At 31.8% G+C, this 17,307-nt stretch carries 19 protein-coding genes; 1 reads left to right on the plus strand and 18 read right to left on the minus strand.

Features of this window, described 5'->3' with window-relative positions:
• Window positions 1–23 precede the first annotated feature (23 nt).
• From M9Q43_RS01220 to M9Q43_RS01245, 6 genes are all read right to left on the minus strand, one after another.
• A complete protein-coding gene (locus tag M9Q43_RS01220; protein WP_262317158.1) occupies window positions 24–788 on the minus strand; it encodes a DUF4292 domain-containing protein in 765 nt (254 codons plus the stop codon).
• Window positions 788–2,125: a tetratricopeptide repeat protein gene (locus M9Q43_RS01225; RefSeq protein ID WP_262317159.1), complete on the minus strand. Its 1,338-nt coding sequence runs from the start codon at window positions 2,123–2,125 to the stop codon at window positions 788–790. Before M9Q43_RS01225 ends, M9Q43_RS01220 begins: the two co-directional genes overlap by 1 nt.
• On the minus strand, window positions 2,126–3,136 hold the full coding sequence (locus tag M9Q43_RS01230) for a sugar phosphate nucleotidyltransferase (protein WP_262317160.1): 1,011 nt from the start codon (window positions 3,134–3,136) through the stop codon (window positions 2,126–2,128).
• 78 nt (window positions 3,137–3,214) lie between these two features.
• The gene (gene dut, locus M9Q43_RS01235; RefSeq protein WP_262317161.1) at window positions 3,215–3,649 is read right to left on the minus strand and encodes a dUTP diphosphatase; all 435 of its coding nucleotides are present in this window, start codon (window positions 3,647–3,649) and stop codon (window positions 3,215–3,217) included.
• A 74-nt stretch (window positions 3,650–3,723) separates the two neighbouring features.
• Window positions 3,724–5,181 carry a lipopolysaccharide biosynthesis protein gene (locus tag M9Q43_RS01240; RefSeq protein WP_262317162.1) on the minus strand — a complete coding sequence of 486 codons (1,458 nt, stop codon included), beginning with the start codon at window positions 5,179–5,181 and terminating at the stop codon, window positions 3,724–3,726.
• Window positions 5,182–5,211: 30 nt separating this feature from the next.
• Window positions 5,212–5,667, minus strand: a complete 456-nt coding sequence (locus M9Q43_RS01245; RefSeq protein WP_262317163.1) for a hypothetical protein — start codon at window positions 5,665–5,667, stop codon at window positions 5,212–5,214.
• Between the two features lie 108 nt (window positions 5,668–5,775).
• Between M9Q43_RS01245 and M9Q43_RS01250 the strand changes: the two genes are divergently transcribed.
• Window positions 5,776–7,857: a prolyl oligopeptidase family serine peptidase gene (locus M9Q43_RS01250; RefSeq protein ID WP_262317164.1), complete on the plus strand. Its 2,082-nt coding sequence runs from the start codon at window positions 5,776–5,778 to the stop codon at window positions 7,855–7,857.
• Here the strand turns inward: M9Q43_RS01250 and M9Q43_RS01255 are convergent.
• From M9Q43_RS01255 to M9Q43_RS01310, 12 genes are all read right to left on the minus strand, one after another.
• Window positions 7,854–8,282 carry a GNAT family N-acetyltransferase gene (locus M9Q43_RS01255; RefSeq protein WP_262317165.1) on the minus strand — a complete coding sequence of 143 codons (429 nt, stop codon included), beginning with the start codon at window positions 8,280–8,282 and terminating at the stop codon, window positions 7,854–7,856. The genes M9Q43_RS01250 and M9Q43_RS01255 overlap by 4 nt on opposite strands.
• A 1-nt stretch (window position 8,283) precedes the next feature.
• Window positions 8,284–10,626 carry a S9 family peptidase gene (locus M9Q43_RS01260; protein ID WP_262317166.1) on the minus strand — a complete coding sequence of 781 codons (2,343 nt, stop codon included), beginning with the start codon at window positions 10,624–10,626 and terminating at the stop codon, window positions 8,284–8,286.
• Window positions 10,627–10,783: 157 nt separating this feature from the next.
• Window positions 10,784–11,143, minus strand: coding sequence for a hypothetical protein (locus M9Q43_RS01265; protein WP_262317167.1), 360 nt, complete (start codon window positions 11,141–11,143; stop codon window positions 10,784–10,786).
• Between the two features lie 97 nt (window positions 11,144–11,240).
• A complete protein-coding gene (atpG, locus tag M9Q43_RS01270; RefSeq protein ID WP_262317168.1) occupies window positions 11,241–12,098 on the minus strand; it encodes an ATP synthase F1 subunit gamma in 858 nt (285 codons plus the stop codon).
• 73 nt (window positions 12,099–12,171) lie between these two features.
• The gene (gene atpA, locus M9Q43_RS01275; RefSeq protein ID WP_133608824.1) at window positions 12,172–13,749 is read right to left on the minus strand and encodes a F0F1 ATP synthase subunit alpha; all 1,578 of its coding nucleotides are present in this window, start codon (window positions 13,747–13,749) and stop codon (window positions 12,172–12,174) included.
• A 23-nt stretch (window positions 13,750–13,772) separates the two neighbouring features.
• Window positions 13,773–14,306, minus strand: a complete 534-nt coding sequence (gene atpH / locus M9Q43_RS01280; protein ID WP_262317169.1) for an ATP synthase F1 subunit delta — start codon at window positions 14,304–14,306, stop codon at window positions 13,773–13,775.
• Window positions 14,307–14,310: 4 nt separating this feature from the next.
• Window positions 14,311–14,802 carry a F0F1 ATP synthase subunit B gene (locus M9Q43_RS01285; RefSeq protein WP_262317170.1) on the minus strand — a complete coding sequence of 164 codons (492 nt, stop codon included), beginning with the start codon at window positions 14,800–14,802 and terminating at the stop codon, window positions 14,311–14,313.
• A 73-nt stretch (window positions 14,803–14,875) separates the two neighbouring features.
• Entirely contained in the window at window positions 14,876–15,076 is a 201-nt protein-coding gene (gene atpE, locus M9Q43_RS01290; protein ID WP_026717725.1) for an ATP synthase F0 subunit C, read from the minus strand.
• A 41-nt stretch (window positions 15,077–15,117) separates the two neighbouring features.
• The gene (atpB, locus tag M9Q43_RS01295; RefSeq protein ID WP_408611228.1) at window positions 15,118–16,194 is read right to left on the minus strand and encodes a F0F1 ATP synthase subunit A; all 1,077 of its coding nucleotides are present in this window, start codon (window positions 16,192–16,194) and stop codon (window positions 15,118–15,120) included.
• A gap of 123 nt (window positions 16,195–16,317) precedes the next feature.
• On the minus strand, window positions 16,318–16,719 hold the full coding sequence (locus tag M9Q43_RS01300; protein WP_262317171.1) for a DUF6168 family protein: 402 nt from the start codon (window positions 16,717–16,719) through the stop codon (window positions 16,318–16,320).
• Complete coding sequence (locus tag M9Q43_RS01305; RefSeq protein WP_262317172.1) at window positions 16,716–16,946, minus strand: AtpZ/AtpI family protein; 231 nt, start codon at window positions 16,944–16,946, stop codon at window positions 16,716–16,718. Before M9Q43_RS01305 ends, M9Q43_RS01300 begins: the two co-directional genes overlap by 4 nt.
• The gene (locus M9Q43_RS01310) at window positions 16,946–17,305 is read right to left on the minus strand and encodes a bactofilin family protein (RefSeq protein ID WP_262317173.1); all 360 of its coding nucleotides are present in this window, start codon (window positions 17,303–17,305) and stop codon (window positions 16,946–16,948) included. The genes M9Q43_RS01305 and M9Q43_RS01310 overlap by 1 nt, the downstream gene beginning before the upstream one ends.
• Between the last annotated feature and the right edge of the window lie 2 nt (window positions 17,306–17,307).

Genomic DNA, 17,307 nt, shown 5'->3' on the forward strand with positions numbered 1-17,307 from the left:
TTTTGTTTTATTAAAATAAAAAATTAATCAATTTCAATTGCTTTATAATCATTCGGTATAGAATAAGAATAACTCAAATTTTCATTAAATGTTGTGCTTTTATATTCAATATCAATCGAAACATTATTTTTTTGTGAAGCTTTAATGTTGATTTCATTCGGTAAAAACATTTTTTCAACCGATTTGTGTGACGGATATTGGATTTCTAAAGTTCTATTTTGACTTGTCTGTGAAATTGTTTCTTTTTTTAATAAATAATTTGCAGCTTCAAAGTAAAATTCTTTTGAAATGTCTGAATCAGAAGGTTTTGATAATTTGTATAATTTTTCGTTGATTTCAGAAACCCATTTCCCTTTTGTTAAATCATCAATAGCTTTTCCAAGAAACAAATTTTGCACTTTGCTAAAATCTAAATCAGTTCCTAACCAATTGCTTAACATACTAAAATCGCCTTCAAAATATGTGCTATTTATTTTTTCGTAATAGCTCACTTTTGTTGGTGTAATGAGTGCTTTTGCCACAGGAAAGCCTAAAACTTTAATATTTATCCAAATGATTTCGTCTTTTTTAATTCTAATCTCAGCGTTTATTGATTGTGATTGTTTTTCATCCACATATTTAGCGTTGGCACGAATATTTAAGGTTTTAAAATCGTGTTCGTTTGCATAATGTCCGTTGATGATTTTTGAAACTTCTGTATTATCATTTGCCGCAGCAGTTGCTACAGATTGCTTGGATTTACATCCTATTAAAAAGAAAAGTAATATGGCAGATAAAAGGTATTTCATTATTTTGTTTGTTTTAGTTTATTTGAATACAATTGCTTTTTGGCATTATCGTTCAAATTTTCACAACTAATAATTAATTGTTTATAAAAATTAGCTTCTAAGGTTTTGTTTTCTACTACAAAATCTAAGCCGTTTTCTAATAGTTCTTTTGCTTTCTTAAAGTTTTTCATTTGATTATATCCAAAACCTGCATAATAATAATAGTTTGCTTGTGTAGGATATAATTCTGAGAGATCTGTTGCTTTTTTAGATAGAAGTTGAAAATCTTGCTTTTGATAAATCACTTCTAAATAATAATTGATACTTTCAACATCTTCAGGATTTTTTTTGATAGCTTTTTCGAAGTAATAAATTGCTTTTTCTAAATCTCCTTTTTTCCAAAAGAATTTTGCCACTTCTTTTGCAACAGCAATCTCCTTATCGTTATCAAAATACGGAATTGCAGCATCTACATAATTGAAAAATATTGGGTTTTTTATAGCAAAAATCAAAAATTCATTAAAAATGCGATGTTTGATTTTTAAATCGATTTTGTCATTTCCCAATACTTTAAACATTGATTTAGAAGCATTTGTTCCGTCATTATTATTCAAGTGAAATTTTACTAAACTCACGTGTGCCCAATCAGAATTTGGAATTTCTTTTTCTAATTGTTTTGCCACTTCAAATGCTTTATCTTCTTGGTTAAAGCTCGAATATAGAACGATTAAATCGATGTAATTTTGTTCGTATTTTGGATTCTTTTTAATTGCTTCTTCCAACGATTCTTTTTTAGGTTTAGCAAACTCGTTTGATTCTTCTAATTTAAGTTTATAGAATTCCATTGTACTGGTTAAATGCGAACTTGCTTCCATTTCTTTCAACAAGGCTAAGGCTTTGTCTTTTTGATTGGTATTCATGTAAAGCGAGACCAAATCTTCACGCATATTTGGGTCGAACTCAACTAGTTTTTGAACCACAGGAATCGATTTTTGAAAATCTTTCGTTTGATAATAAATATCATATAAACCATTCCAATACCAACGTTGTTTACTATCGATTTCTATGGCGCTTTTGAATGAAATTTCGGCATCAACATAGTTTTTTAAATCCAGTTGATTTTTTCCTAATTCATATAAAAAAGCTGGGTTTTTTGGTTCCTTTTCTAAACATTTCTGAATAGCCACAATAGCTTTGTCATAATTTTCGATGCCTCGTTGTTTTAAAGCTTCATAAAAATTATCTTCGGTTTGGTTATCTACTAATGCGATGTCTTCAGGATTTTCTTGCGCATGAGAAAAACTCCCAAAACTAAAAAGCAGGAATGCTAATAAAACGATGTGTTTTCTTTTTATCATCTATTCTAAAACGGAATAATCTCCAATACTTATACTTGTAAAATTTCCATCAAAACTTGCATGATTCCCTATCATTGCGTTGTCTAATTTGGCATTTTTTATATGTGCGTGTGTTTGAATCAAACTATTTTTTATGGTTGAATCAATTACGTGACATCCTTTTCCTAATGAAACATTTGGACCTACGGTTGCATTAATCAATACTACATCTTCACCTATATAACATGGAGGAATTATTGTTGAATTTTCTAATTTTACATCATAATCCACTAAATGTTCGCCATCGTTATGTAAAAACCCTAGCATTCTTGTGTTGGTTTCAACGGTAACATCTTTATTCCCGCAATCCATCCATTCGTCCACTTTACCTGGTACAAATTTCATGCCTTTTGCCATCATTTGCTTGATACCATCGTTAATTTGATATTCGCCACCGTGAATAATGTTGTTATCTAATACCGATTGCAGTTCGTTTTTCAACACAGCAACATCTTTGAAATAGTAAATTCCGATAACCGCTAAATCTGATACGAATTCTTTTGGTTTTTCAACCAATTCGATAATTTCACCATTTGAATTTAAGTTTACCACACCAAAAGCTTCCGGTTGGTCGACTTGTTTTACCCAAATTACGCTATCGGCGGTAGTATCTAAATCAAAATCGGCACGGATTAAAGTATCAGCATAAGCAATAACTGCTGGTCCGCTTAAAGAATCTTTGGCGCACATAATCGCGTGACCTGTTCCTAACGCTTCGTTTTGATAATAAATAGTTCCTTTTGCACCTAATTTTTGAGCAATGGCAATTAAATCTTCTTCTACTTTTTTACCAAAACTCTCGTGAATAATAAATGCAACTTCGTCTATTTTCTGATTTAAAACTCCGGCAATATCTTCCACTAATCTGTGAACTATTGGTTTTCCAGCTACTGGAATTAATGGTTTTGGAATGGTTAAGGTATGTGGGCGAAGACGTGAACCACGACCTGCCATTGGTACGATTATTTTCATTTTTTATATTTTAAACGCAAAGCTCGCAAAGGTTTTTCGCAAAGTTCGCTAAGATTATTTTGATGTTTTTCTGAACACTTATTTTACTCCTGTGCTTCCAAAACCACCTTCACCTCTTGAAGTTTCTGACAATTCTGATACTTCAATCCATTCTGCGCGTTCGTGTTTGGCGATGATTAATTGAGCAATGCGTTCTCCGTTTTCAATTACGAAATCTTCATTGGATAAATTTACTAAAATCACACCAATTTCTCCACGGTAATCGGCATCAACTGTTCCGGGTGAATTTAAAACAGTGATTCCTTTTTTAGCTGCTAAACCACTTCTTGGACGTACTTGCGCTTCGTAACCGATTGGTAATTCAATGAAAAGTCCGGTTTTTACGATGGTTCTTTCTAATGATTTTAGTGTAATTGGTTCAGATATATTCGCGCGTAAATCCATTCCTGCCGAAGCAATGGTTTCATAGTTTGGTAACTCGTGATTTGATTTATTGATGATTTTAATTTGCATTTTCAATTCTGTTTTTTTGGAACACAGATTTTAGAAATTGGAGAAATCCTTACTAAATCTATAATTCAAAGTTATTATTTTCTTCTGATAATCGTTAAAATGGTTTCTTTTTCGTTTCGGTATACAAAGTAAGCAAAAAACAAGATAGATGCAATTCCGAAGACATAAGTATCACGTAAAATTGGCACATAAAATGAAATTCCCGAAAGCAATATTGCTAATCCCAAATAAGTGAAAATCGATTTCTTATCGTATGGAATTGGATATTTTTTTTGTCCCATGTAGTACGAAATGAACATCATGGTTCCGTATGCAAAAATGGTGGCAATTGCCGAACCCATGTAACTGATAATTGGAATTAAAAGTAAATTTAAAACTAAAGTTACTATTGCTCCAACAATTGAAATATAAGCGCCAATTCTGGTTTTATCAATTAACTTGTACCAAACAGATAAATTCGTGTAAATGCCTAAAAAGAAATTGGCTAAAACTATTAATGGCACAATATTCATTCCCGACCAATAATTTTGGTTATTCACTAAAATTAATTTTAAAATATCGGCAAAAACAATAACGCCTAAGCAAATAAACGAACCAAAAATGACAAAATATTTGGTAATTGTAGCGTAGGTTTGAGGTGCATTTTCATTTTTTGCATGACTAAAGAAAAACGGTTCAATTCCTAAAGTGTATGCCGTTCGAAACAACACCATAAACATTCCGATTTTGTAACAAGCAGAATAGGCTCCAATATCTGCCATGTCGACTTGCATCCAATCTAGTAAAATCTTATCAAAGTGTTCGTTGATGGCAAAGGCAATTCCTGCCACTAAAATAGGCAAACCATATTGCATCATTTTTTTCCACAAATCAGCATCAAATTGCCATTTTATTTTGAAATAATCTGGCAAAACAAAAAGAAGTGTAAACAAACTTGCTATTAAATTTGAAACAAAAATATAGCCGATTTGAAAATCTTGGTGATAAATAGTTTGAATAAACACATTATCAGTATTTGTTGTCCAATTGGGTAAAAATGCCAAGAAAAAAATGTTCAGTGATAAATTAATTACAACATTTGAAATCTTAATTACAGCGTATTTTACAGGACGTCCTTCGGCTCTAATTTTAGAAAAAGGAATAATCGCCAAAGCATCTAAAGCTAAAATCCAGATGGTAAAAACGATGTATTCAACATTGATTTTTGACCAAAGGGCTAAATCTTTTCGGAATAAAAGAAACAATATCAAGAAACCAATTGTAGACCAAAAAAGTGAAATTGTTGAAGTTGAAATTACCTTTTTTTTATCATCTTCCTTACTATAAAAACGGAAAAAAGCCGTTTCCATTCCATAAGATAAGACCACATTAAAAAAAACCATAAATGAAAAAATTATAGAAACTTTTCCATATTCATTAGTTGGCATATAATCTGTATACAATCTTACTAAGAGAAAACTTAGCATTCTTGGCAATACAGTAGCTATGCCATAAATTAGGGTTTGTTTAAAAAGACTTTTACCTGAACTCAAACTATTCGTTTTTTAGAATAACAAATGTAATTAATTCTTTGGTTTTGCCGAAGGATAAAGCAACATTGGTTTTTCTTTAACTTCTTTAATAGTTTGACGGATTTCTTTTCCGTTTTTAAGGAAAATTAAAATTGCTTCGTTTTCTTCTAAGGTTAAAGCGTTTTTTGGACTGGTGTAAATTTGGGAATCGTCACCATCAAATTTTTGTTGATTGCCTTCGGTTTTTATTCTTGCTATGAAATGTAACGCGTCTTGTTTTTCAAAAGGCACTTCGTAACCTCTAAAAATTACTTTTTTTAGCTCAATTTCTTCGCTTAATTCGGTTTTTAAATCCACATAAAAATTAATACCACTTCCGCCACCACGAACACCCGCAACCCAAGTTTCGTAAGATGTAGATAAATTGTTTTCTTGCACTATTGTTTCAGTTGTGTTACAAGAGATTAATGTTGTGGCAAAGAATATGTATAAAATATACTGAATCATGATAAATTTCGTTTTGATAAAGTTACTGAAATTATTATTGCAAAAAACACACCAAAGCCATTGTTTAAAATAATATTTTAATACTTTCGTAAGACTATTTATATGATTATGACACGATTTTTATTAGTACTTCTATTTGTTACTGCTACCGTTTTTTCTCAACAAAAAATTGAGACCAAAAAAGTTCCCTCAACAATTTCTAAACACGGAATTACCATTCAAGACGATTATGCTTGGTTAGAAAACACTTCTGATAAAGAAGTTGTCGATTGGGTAACATTACAAAATAATGTTAGTGAAGAAAAACTATCTGAATTGGTTAAAAATTATAATTTTTCATTCAAAATAAAAGATTATGATTATTTATCTACGAATGGATTGCCGAATAAAAAAGGAAAATATTTTTACAACACCTATAGAATCGATAAAAACAAACCAAGCGTTTTATATTATAGAGAAAGTTTAAATGATTTAGGAAAACCGTTGGTTGATCCGTTTGATGTTTACAAAGATGCGAATGTGGTTTTATCTGGTTATTTTCCTTCCAAAAACTCTAAATATTTGGCTTTTAAAATTAGTCCGAATGGAAGTGATAGACAAGAAATTAAATTTAAAGACTTTGCCAATAAAAAATATCTTGATGATGTTTTAACCGATATTAAATTTTCTAATATTGCTTGGAATGGCGACAGAGGTATTTTTTACAAGAAAAATTCAAACAAAGAGTTCTTTGCAAAAGATTCTACATATCAGTTATACTATCATAAAATTGGAGATATTCAAAGTAAAGACCAATTGGTTTTTGATACTTCAAATACAAAGTCAAACTTTAGTTTTTTTACCAAGCAAAATAAATTATTTGTTGTTGAAACAAGCGAAGATGAAACCACGAAAAACTATTATTACACTACAATTGAAAATGAACAATTTCAATTTAAAAACTTCATAAAAGACGACAAAAGTAATCTTGAACTTTTAAATATTATTAACGATAAGTTTTACTTTTCGGATGAAAAATATCCATGGGGAAATGTAAGTTATTTTGATATAAATAATCGAACAGAAAGTACCGTTTTAATTCCTCAAGTATATTCTCATTTACTAATAGACGCCACTTTTTTAGAAGATTATATTATTTGCAAGTATAACAATATGGGCAAATATTATATGTCTATATACGATTATACTGGTAAATTTATTCGAAAATTTGAAGCACCACACAGTATGGATTTTCAAATTAGATTTTATGACGAAAAAACAAATGAGTTATTTGTTACGTTTTATTCATACACAATTTCTTCATTAAATTACAAGTTAAATATTACTACTGGAGCTAACGATATTTATTTTAATGATTTTATTCAACCAAAACCAACCTTATTCCCATTTAACTATTTTGAAACCAAAACGATTACTTATAAGAGTAGAGACAATAAAGATATTCCGATAGTTATTATTCACAAAAAAGGAATTGAGCTTAATGGAAATAATCCCACTTTATTAAGAGCTTATGGCGGTTTTGGAAGTGTTAGCAGCCCAAATTATGACACCGGATTATTGCATTTTTTAGAAAAAGGTGGTGTTTATGCCTTTGCGAAAGTTAGAGGTGGTGGCGAAAAAGGAAAAAACTGGCACAAAGAAGGAAAAGGATTGAAAAAAATCAATTCGATTAATGATTTTGTGGATGCTGCCGAATTTTTAATTCGAGAAAAATATACCAATCCAAACAAATTAGCCATTAATGGTGGTTCGCATGGTGGATTAGTTGTGGGTGCTGCCATGACACAGCGTCCTGATTTATTCAAAGTAGTAGTTTCAGAAATGGGAAGATTAGATATGGCCACTCTTGATAAATATACTTCTGGAATACATCATTTTGATGAATATGGAAATCCAAATAATAAAGAAGAGTTTCAATCTTTGATTTCTTATTCGCCTTATCACACGATTAAAGAAGATATAAATTATCCAACTTGTTTAATTATTACTTCTGAAAACGACGATAGGGTGCCGCCTTTTCAATCGTATAAATTTGCTGCAAGATTACAAAATAGAACTGCACAGAAGAATCCAATTTATTTGAAAGTAAATAAAACGGCTGGTCATTCTGGAAACATTTCAAGCTACGAGAAAAGAGTAAAACAACAAAGTGAATTTTATAGTTTTATTTGGGAATACTTGAATAATTAGTGTTTTAAATATTTCACAAAATGAAATCCTTTTGGAACAAAACCGTGATTCATGTAGAATTTTTGTGCTCCAAAATTCGTCGTATAAGCATCTAAAGCAATCATATTACAATTTTCATCGATAGCTTTTTGATTGAGATATTCGGTCATGATACTACCAATTCCTTTGGAACGAAAATCTTCGTGCACCACTACGTTGTCTAACTCCAAATATTTGCCAGACCAAAGCTTTGTTCCAATCCAAAACCCAGCCAAACCCGTTGTGATTCCGTTTTCCACTACAATTAATTGTTTGTAATTATGTGGAATCATTTTGTCTAGCAAATCGCCATAAATTTCAAGCGTATAATCGGGATATAATTGTTGGATAATGGATAATTGCTCCAACATTTCGGCTTTAGTTCCTAATTCAATTAACTGTGGCATTTTATTTTTGTAATAGATTTTCGTTGAATAAGTCTAAAATTCTTCTGTATTCGTCAACCCAAGAATACGTTCTTGTAAATCCGTGGGCTTCTACTGGAAATACGGCTAAATCCCAGTCTTTCTTGCCTAATTCGATAAATCGTTGCGTCAATCTAACAATGTCTTGGAATTGCACGTTATCGTCTACTATTCCGTGTAACATTAACAATTTGTCTTGTAAGTTATTCGCAAAATAAATAGGAGAACTTTTCTTGTACGCTTCAGGATCAGTTTCTGGAAAATTCAAAATGTTTGACGTGTAACCATGATTGTAATGCGCCCAATCGGTCACCGAACGTAAAGCAGCTCCAGCTTTGAATTCATCTGGTTCTGTTAGCAATGCCATTAACGTGATAAATCCACCATATGAACCGCCGTAAATTCCAACTCGGTTGGCATCAATTCCTGCTTTTTCTACTAAATATTTCTTTCCATCCAATTGATCGGATAAATCTTTTCCGCCCATGTGACGGTAAATTCCCGTTCTAAAATCGCGACCGTAACCATCGCTGGCTCTGTAATCGATATCTAAAACCGTGTAGCCTAAATCGGTAAGCAAATTGTGAAACATGAATTCTCTATGATACGTGCTCCAATAATTATGAGCATTTTGCAAATAACCTGCGCCGTGTACAAAAATGACTGCCGCTTTGTTCTTGTTTTCTACTTTTGGTTGGTACAAACGTGCGTAGATTGTCGTTCCGTCTTCAGCTTTGAAGGTGATAACTTCTGGTGTTTTCCAATTGTATTTTTTGAATTCTGGCGTAGTTGAAAACGTAATTTGTTTTAAATCAGCATTCGGTTTGTTAGCACCAACGTACAATTCCCAAGGTTTGTTTTTATACGAATAACGTACTAAAAGTGTTTGTTCATCTGGAGATAATTCTACTTCGTAGTTACCATCATTCGTTAAAATTCCGGTCATTTTTTTAGAAGTGATGTCTAATTTGTAAAAACTTCTGTTTCCTGGATGTGTTGTCGTAGTTGTGATGTAAAACGATTTAGCGTCATTGGATAATTGAACATTTCGAACTTCCCAATTGCCTTTTGTTAGCGCATCTTTTTTCTTGGTTTTCAAATTATACGTGTACAAGTGTGAAAAACCAGTAGCTTCCGATTGAAAATAAAAAGTAGCATTATCAATAAAACCTAAAGTTCCGCTACTGAAACTATAGCCTGGAATTCCAGGTCCGCCAATCCATGCGTCGTCATGTTGATGATCTAACTCGGTTATTTTTCCTGAAACTAAATCCAATTGTACAATCCAACGGTGTTTGTTGTCTTGACTTCTGATTTCTAAAACCACATTTTTTCCGTCTTTACTATACACTGGACTTTGCATTACTACTGGAATATCATATTCCGAATCGCCTTTTAAATCCTCATATTCTTGATAATATTTTGGCGCTTCTTTGATTCCGGTTAAATTGGAAAACGAAACGTAATACGTAGTATCTTTTTCTACATTGAAAATTCCGAATTTATGTTTGCTGAAATTATCAATCGAAACTTTTGCACGTGCTTTTTCTTGACGCGTAAATCCATCAGCAGTGATGAAATTTTCAACATTTGTAGATGGCTGATTTGGATAATCTGAAATTCTAAAGGTTACAAATTTTCCATCAGGCGATGCTTTTATTTGTTCTAAAGAAGATTTATCGTAGAAAATTTCTTTTGGAAACTTCTCTTTTTTGGATTTGGATTGCGCTTCATACCAATCGTCTGCTTTTGCTTCATCTCGAACAAATTGAAACAATTCTTTTTGTTGATCTTTTAGAAATGAATCTTCTTCTTTTGACGATTTACTTTCTTTTCCAGTTCTAAAATTCGTTAATTGAACAATCGAAAAATCTCTGGTATTGAATTGATAGACATTGCGATTTTGCTGAAAAAAGATGATATTAGGATCACTACTTCTTTGAACAGAAGCAATTCGGTCTGCTAATTGAATGACTTTTTTAGTCTTTTTTGTGGATTTAGTATACGCATACAAAACGCCTTGATTCGTATAATACACAACATCATAATCTTTCTGTGTTTCCATGAAATCCAAATCGTAAATAGGATTTGAAGTCGTTACTTTTTGAGGTGACTTACTCGATTTGTTCCAAAAATACGTGCTGTTATCGATTTCATTATTCGGATTCCAATCAAATAAAACGGTTTGCCCGTCGATTGACCAACGGTGATTATCAGGTTGGTGCCCGATGAATTCGTCGCCCTTCATGATGTCTTCTAAACGAAGATTTTGAGCATTACCAAAAAACGTGAAAAGTAGTAAGAAGAAACAGCAATATTTTTTCATTGGAAAATAGTTTGTATTCTTACAAATATACCAATAAAAGTAAATGAGGAAAAAAAGGTTTTGTTAAATGAATAATTAATATATTTATATAGAATGTAATTCTGAATTTTAGTATAAAAATTCTGAAAACTAAATCTAAAGTTACTCAAAACTTACATTATAGATTGCCAAAATTGTTAATATTAGTGAAATAGAAACTTGATAACTCCTCCAAAATATCATTTAAAGTTACACTTTTATCATCATTAAAAATATGCAAAATAACTGATAATGATTCTGCTTTCCACGCATCCCTTTTTAAATCTAATTTATCTTGAAATGCATTTATTCGGTCAAATGTTAAAGGTTTTCCAATTTCATTCTCAAGAATATTTAAATAGTCAAACGGTTCTTGAACTGGACCTGGGTAATCACATATAGCTATTTGCAGAATTTCTGCTTTTTGGTATATAAAATTTTCTATTCCTTCAATAATAAGTAAGTTATGCAAGTTTTCTGAGGTAATTGTCTTATGCATATTCATTGATATATTTATAGTTTACATTAATGATATACAAATATAAAATAAAAAAGTCCCGAATAAATCGGGACTTTTTATAATATCTAAACTAAAATTAGTTATTCAAAGCTTCTGCTCCACCAACGATCTCTAAGATTTCGTTTGTAATAGCTGCTTGACGTGCTTTGTTGTATGTTAATTTTAATTGGTCTCTTAATTCTGTAGCATTATCGGTTGCTTTATGCATTGCTGTCATACGTGCTCCGTGTTCTGCTGCAAATGAATCTCTAATTGATTTGTATAATTGTGTTTTTAATGATTTTGGAATCAAAGTCAACACAATTTCTTCTTTAGAAGGTTCAAAAATATAATCAGAAGCTACTACTTCGCCACCAACAATTGGAGCTAAAGGTAAAAACTGTTGTGTTCTTACAATTTGAGTTGCAGCATTTTTAAATTCGTTGTAAACGATTTCGATTTTATCGTAATCACCTTTCACAAATTTATCCATTAATTGTTGTGCAATATCAGAAGTATTTTCGAAAGTTAATTTGTCAAAAATAACATTGTTAACTTCGATTACGTTGTTTGTTTTACGCAAAACGTCGTTTCCTTTTTTACCAATAGCAAAAATATCTACTTGTTTTCCTGCATATGTATCAGCAACTGCTTTTGCTTGTTTAATTACATTCGTATTAAACGCACCACACAAACCTCTGTTTGAAGTAATTGCAACGATAAGTACTTTATTTACTTCTCTTTGAGCTGTAAAAGCACCACCAACTTCTCCTTCAAGAGTTGCACTTAAGTTTTGTAATAGCTCAGTAAGTTTTTCTGCATACGGACGCATTGCTGTAATAGCATCTTGCGCTTTTTTTAATTTTGCAGCAGAAACCATTTTCATCGCCGATGTAATTTGCATCGTAGATGAAACAGAAGTAATCCTATTACGTATTTCCTTTAAGTTTGCCATGTTTTTATAGTAATTAGTAATTAGTGAATAGTAATTAGCTTTTTACTAATCACTATTCACTTTTCACTGAAAATTAATTATATTTTGCTGAAATTTCTTTCGCTACTTTTTCTAAAACGTCAGTGATAGCGTCATCAAACTTACCTGCTTTAAGTGCGTCTAATGTATCTCTGTGTTTAGCGTTTAAGTATTCTAAGAAATCTTTTTCAAATTCTTTTACTTTTACAACTGGTACATTTCTTAACAAGTTTTTAGAACCTGCATAAATGATAGCCACCTGATCTTCTACTGTAAAAGGAGAATTTAAACCTTGTTTTAAGATTTCAACGTTTCTTTTTCCTTTTTCAATAACGTTTAAAGTTACAGCGTCTAAGTCAGAACCAAATTTCGCGAAAGCTTCTAATTCACGGAATTGTGCTTGGTCTAATTTTAAAGTACCTGATACTTTTTTCATTGATTTAATTTGTGCATTACCTCCAACACGAGATACCGAAATACCAACGTTAATTGCAGGACGAACTCCAGAGTTGAATAAATCACCATCTAAGAAAATCTGTCCGTCAGTAATCGAAATTACGTTTGTTGGGATATATGCAGAAACGTCACCCGCTTGTGTTTCGATAATTGGTAACGCTGTTAATGAACCACCACCTTTAACGATTCCTTTGATAGAATCTGGTAAATCATTCATGTTTCTAGCGATTTCGTCGTTGTTAATTACTTTACAAGCTCTTTCTAATAAACGAGAGTGTAAGTAGAAAACGTCTCCAGGGTAAGCCTCACGTCCTGGTGGTCTTCTTAATAATAAAGACACCTCACGGTAAGCTACAGCTTGTTTAGATAAATCATCATAAACAATTAAAGCTGGACGACCAGAATCTCTAAAATATTCTCCGATTGCAGCACCTGCCATAGGAGCATATACTTGCATTGGAGCTGGATCAGAAGCATTTGCAGCAACGATAACTGTATAAGCCATTGCCCCTTTTTCTTCTAACATTTTTGCGATTCCTGCTACAGTTGAAGCTTTTTGTCCAATTGCAACATATATACAGAATACAGGTTTTCCTGCATCGTAAAATTCTTTTTGATTTAAGATGGTATCAATACAAACTGTTGATTTACCAGTTTGACGGTCACCAATAACCAACTCACGTTGACCTCTACCAACTGGAATCATCGCATCAACTGCTTTTACTCCTGTTTGTAATGGTTCAGTTACGGGTTGACGGAAGATAACTCCAGGAGCTTTTCTTTCTAATGGCATCTCGAATAACTCACCACCGATTGGACCTTTACCATCAATTGGGTTACCTAAAGTATCCACAACACGACCTACCATTTGTTCTCCTACTTTAAGAGAAGCAATACGTTGTGTTCTTTTTACTGTAGAACCTTCTTTGATTCCTGTAGATGGCCCTAAAAGTACCACCCCAACATTGTCTTCTTCTAAGTTCAATACGATAGCTTCTAATCCGTTTTCGAATTGAACTAACTCTCCGTATTGAGCGTTTGATAATCCGTAAACACGAGCGATACCGTCTCCAACTTGAAGTACTGTTCCAACTTCTTCTAACGATGCACCAGATTCAAAACCTGATAATTGTTGTTTTAATATTGCTGAAATTTCAGCAGGTTTAATTTCCGCCATTTTGATATATCTTTAATGGTATATTAATTACTAAACTCTCTTTTTAAATTTTGCAGTCTGCTTGCAACAGATGCATTGTATTGTTTGTCACCCATTCTTAAAATAAATCCACCAATAATAGCAGGATCTACAATATTTTGAATGGTAATATTTTTATTCGAAAACGATGCAATTTTTGCCAACACTTTAGCTTCTAACTCAGGCGTAATTGGGAAAGCGGTAGTTACCTTAGCAATCTCAATTCCGTTAAGTTCATCGTATAAAGCATTGAACTGTGAAGCAACATCATTTAATAATTCAAATCTTTTGTTAGCTAAAAGCAATTGAAATAATCCTTTTGTCTCTTTTTGAGCAGAAGCAAAAATTTCGTTTAAAGAAGAAAACTTAATTTCACCTTTAACAACTGGACTTTGCAAAAAGTCTTTTAACTCAGAGCTGTCTTTAATTGCGTTAACAATTGAAGTCATGTCTGAATTTACAGCTTGTGTGCTGTTATTCACTTGGGCAATGTCCAAAATGGCTTTAGCGTATCGAATTGCTGCTCTAGTTCCTGCCATGATATTAGTTTAATTTAGCGTCACCTAACATTTTCTCAACCAATTTAGTTTGAGCTTCTTTGTTAGATAATTCTCCTTTTAATAATGTCTCAGCAATTTCTAATGACAAAGAAGAAACTTGATTTTTCAATTCTGCCATCGCTGCATTTTTCTCACTTTCGATTGTTGCTTTCGCAGATTCAATCATTGCTGCTCCTTGAACTTGTGCTTCAGATTTAGCATCAGCAATCATTTTTTCTTTGATTTCTCTTGCTTCTTTAATCATCAAGTCTCTTTCAGCTCTTGCTTCAGCTAATAATTTTTCATTATCAGACTTCAAGTTTAACATATCTTTTTTAGCGTTTTCAGCCGCTAATAAAGCGTTATTAATAGAGTCTTCTCTTCCTTTAACTGCTCCTAAAATAGGTTTCCATGCAAATTTTCTCATTAATAGAAAAAATACAACGAAAATTAAGGTTGTCCAAAATACTAAGCTTTCTGGTGAAGTAAAGTTCATATATCTATATTGTTAATTTAGTTTTGTAATAAAAACTTCTTACAGCCAACCGCTGTAAGAAGTTTATCTTTAATTACTTTGCAATTAATGCAACTACTACAGCGAATAAAGCAACACCCTCGATAAGAGCAGCAGCAATAATCATTGCAGTTTGAATTTTACCAGCAACTTCTGGTTGTCTTGCCATAGCGTCCATAGCAGATCCACCAATTTTTCCAATACCGATTCCAGCTCCAATAACAGCTAATCCAGCACCGATTCCAGCTAATACCATAATAAAATATTTATATAGTTAATAATTAATAAAACTCAATCCTAGTGATGGTCGTGCTCTTCAACAGCTTGACCAATAAATAATGCTGATAACAACGTAAATACATACGCTTGTAAAGCAGCAACCAACATTTCTAAAACACTCATGAACAATACGAAAGCACCTGAAACTGGAGCAATTGCAACTGTTTTGAATATATATATCAATGAAATTAAACTCAAAATAATAATATGACCTGCAGTAATGTTAGCGAATAAACGAATCATTAATGCGAATGGTTTTGTAAACATTCCAATAATTTCAACTGGCCACATAATTGGGTATAACGCTTTTGGCACTGGTGGTGCAAAAATGTGTCCCCAATATGCTTTGTTTGCACTTAAAGTTGTAATCAAAAATGTAATAAATGCCATTACAAAAGTAAAGTAAATATTTCCAGTTAAGTTAGAACTAAATGGGAAGAAAGGAATTAAACCAATTAAGTTGTTGATCCAGATGAAGAAAAAGATAGTTAATAAATATGGCATGTATTTTCCATATTTCTTTTCTCCGATATTTGGAATTGCAATGTCATCTCTAACAAAAATTACTAATGGTTCTAAGAAACCAGCTAAGCCTTTTGGAGCCATGCTGTTCTTTTTGTAAGAACGCGCAACTGTTATGAATAATACCAAAAGAATAATAACAGACATTAACATTGAGAAAACGTTCTTTGTTATTGAAAAGTCTAAAGGACGAGCAGCAAAATTAAAAGCACTTTTGTCTTCTTCTTTTAATGTTTCAAATTTGTCAGCATAAAAAATTACTTCATTATATCTTACAAATTTTTCTTTCGCTACATGATGACCTGTATTATCATGATGAAATTCTGAAGCAGAAAAAATCTCTAATCCATTATCTGTCCATAAAATAATAGGTAATGGCAACGAAATTGCATGACCATTCCAATCAGCTATGTGAAACTCGTGAGAATCTCCAATGTGTGAATTAATAAGTTCTGTAGCGCTAAACTCTTTATCAGCTGATTCTGAATGTCCTCCGCTTGCAGAAGCCATTAATGGTAAAATCAAAAATGATAATGAAAACAAAAATTGAATTGTGCGATTTGCTATTCTCATATACTTATACTAATAATAGTAAAATTTATTTCCTCTAAATTTTGTGCAAAGGTACATTATTAATTAAAAAATGAAAACTTATTATTATAATTTTTAAAAAAAGTAAGCTAAAAAACCATTTTACTAGTTTTCTTTCAAATCGGAACTATTCAGTAAATTAACCGAAAAAATTGTTTCTAACAATAGAAAAATGAAAAACGGTATAAAAAAAGACAACACATCTGGAATTTTATTAGCAATGTCAGAATCAATAACTGGCATTAAAAAGAATACCGAAAGTCCCATTTTGATGATTCCAAACGCTAAAAAAGCATACCCAGTTTGCTGAAAAAAATATTTATTTACCAACACTAATAAAGTGTACGAAACTGCAACCGTTAATAAGTGGAATAAATAAATCGAAAAAGTCGATAATTTAAATTCGATTTGATTGAAATAAGAACTCAAAATAAATTCCTGACAAAAGTAAAAAAGTACAGTTATAGGAATTAAATAAACAAACAGTCGCGCAATTTTCTTACTCATTCTTTTTTATCATTACTCATTTTATTAACCTGTCGAATTACATTATAAAGCGCTATAAAAACAGCTAACAATGAAAATACTATTGTTAATATTGAACCTTCAATTTTAAATTTTTCATCTAACCATTGCCCAAAGATGACTCCTAAAAAAATAATCAATCCCATTTGAAATGGGATATTAATTAGTGCTAACCACTTATTAGCTTGTTTTTTATTGTTTGAATCCATTATTTGATTTGCGTTCTCATTTCGCAACTAGCTTCAAATCTGGCACCAGGTTCTACTGCTAATTTACCTACGATTACTTCGCCTGTTATATGTGCTTTTGATTTTACATTTAGCATACCTTCGGCTTGAAGTTTACCAGAAAAAACACCTTCGATATCGATGCTTTTACAAATGATATCGCCTATGACTTCTCCTGTAGGACCAATTACTATTTTTCCTTCGGAAGTGAAATTTCCTGTGAGTTTTCCGTCTAATCTAAAATCGGCAAAGGTTGTAATATCACCGTTTATAGTAGTTCCTTCAACAATTCTGTTAGTTTTTCCTAATAAATGATCTTGGTTTTTAACTTTATCAAACATTT

The organism is Flavobacterium odoriferum (assembly GCF_025499515.1).
Lineage (GTDB): Bacteria > Bacteroidota > Bacteroidia > Flavobacteriales > Flavobacteriaceae > Flavobacterium > Flavobacterium odoriferum.

Excerpts from the sequence above, each read along its gene's own strand:
- M9Q43_RS01220 (WP_262317158.1), bottom strand. The coding sequence starts at position 788 with ATGAAATACCTTTTATCTGCCATATTACTTTTCTTTTTAATAGGATGT.
- M9Q43_RS01225 (WP_262317159.1), bottom strand. The coding sequence starts at position 2,125 with ATGATAAAAAGAAAACACATCGTTTTATTAGCATTCCTGCTTTTTAGT.
- M9Q43_RS01230 (WP_262317160.1), bottom strand. The coding sequence starts at position 3,136 with ATGAAAATAATCGTACCAATGGCAGGTCGTGGTTCACGTCTTCGCCCA.
- dut (WP_262317161.1), bottom strand. The coding sequence starts at position 3,649 with ATGCAAATTAAAATCATCAATAAATCAAATCACGAGTTACCAAACTAT.
- M9Q43_RS01245 (WP_262317163.1), bottom strand. The coding sequence starts at position 5,667 with ATGATTCAGTATATTTTATACATATTCTTTGCCACAACATTAATCTCT.
- M9Q43_RS01250 (WP_262317164.1), top strand. The coding sequence starts at position 5,776 with ATGACACGATTTTTATTAGTACTTCTATTTGTTACTGCTACCGTTTTT.
- M9Q43_RS01255 (WP_262317165.1), bottom strand. The coding sequence starts at position 8,282 with ATGCCACAGTTAATTGAATTAGGAACTAAAGCCGAAATGTTGGAGCAA.
- M9Q43_RS01260 (WP_262317166.1), bottom strand. The coding sequence starts at position 10,626 with ATGAAAAAATATTGCTGTTTCTTCTTACTACTTTTCACGTTTTTTGGT.
- M9Q43_RS01265 (WP_262317167.1), bottom strand. The coding sequence starts at position 11,143 with ATGCATAAGACAATTACCTCAGAAAACTTGCATAACTTACTTATTATT.
- atpG (WP_262317168.1), bottom strand. The coding sequence starts at position 12,098 with ATGGCAAACTTAAAGGAAATACGTAATAGGATTACTTCTGTTTCATCT.
- atpA (WP_133608824.1), bottom strand. The coding sequence starts at position 13,749 with ATGGCGGAAATTAAACCTGCTGAAATTTCAGCAATATTAAAACAACAA.
- atpH (WP_262317169.1), bottom strand. The coding sequence starts at position 14,306 with ATGGCAGGAACTAGAGCAGCAATTCGATACGCTAAAGCCATTTTGGAC.
- M9Q43_RS01285 (WP_262317170.1), bottom strand. The coding sequence starts at position 14,802 with ATGAACTTTACTTCACCAGAAAGCTTAGTATTTTGGACAACCTTAATT.
- atpE (WP_026717725.1), bottom strand. The coding sequence starts at position 15,076 with ATGGTATTAGCTGGAATCGGTGCTGGATTAGCTGTTATTGGAGCTGGA.
- atpB (WP_408611228.1), bottom strand. The coding sequence starts at position 16,194 with ATGAGAATAGCAAATCGCACAATTCAATTTTTGTTTTCATTATCATTT.
- M9Q43_RS01300 (WP_262317171.1), bottom strand. The coding sequence starts at position 16,719 with ATGAGTAAGAAAATTGCGCGACTGTTTGTTTATTTAATTCCTATAACT.
- M9Q43_RS01305 (WP_262317172.1), bottom strand. The coding sequence starts at position 16,946 with ATGGATTCAAACAATAAAAAACAAGCTAATAAGTGGTTAGCACTAATT.
- M9Q43_RS01310 (WP_262317173.1), bottom strand. The coding sequence starts at position 17,305 with ATGTTTGATAAAGTTAAAAACCAAGATCATTTATTAGGAAAAACTAAC.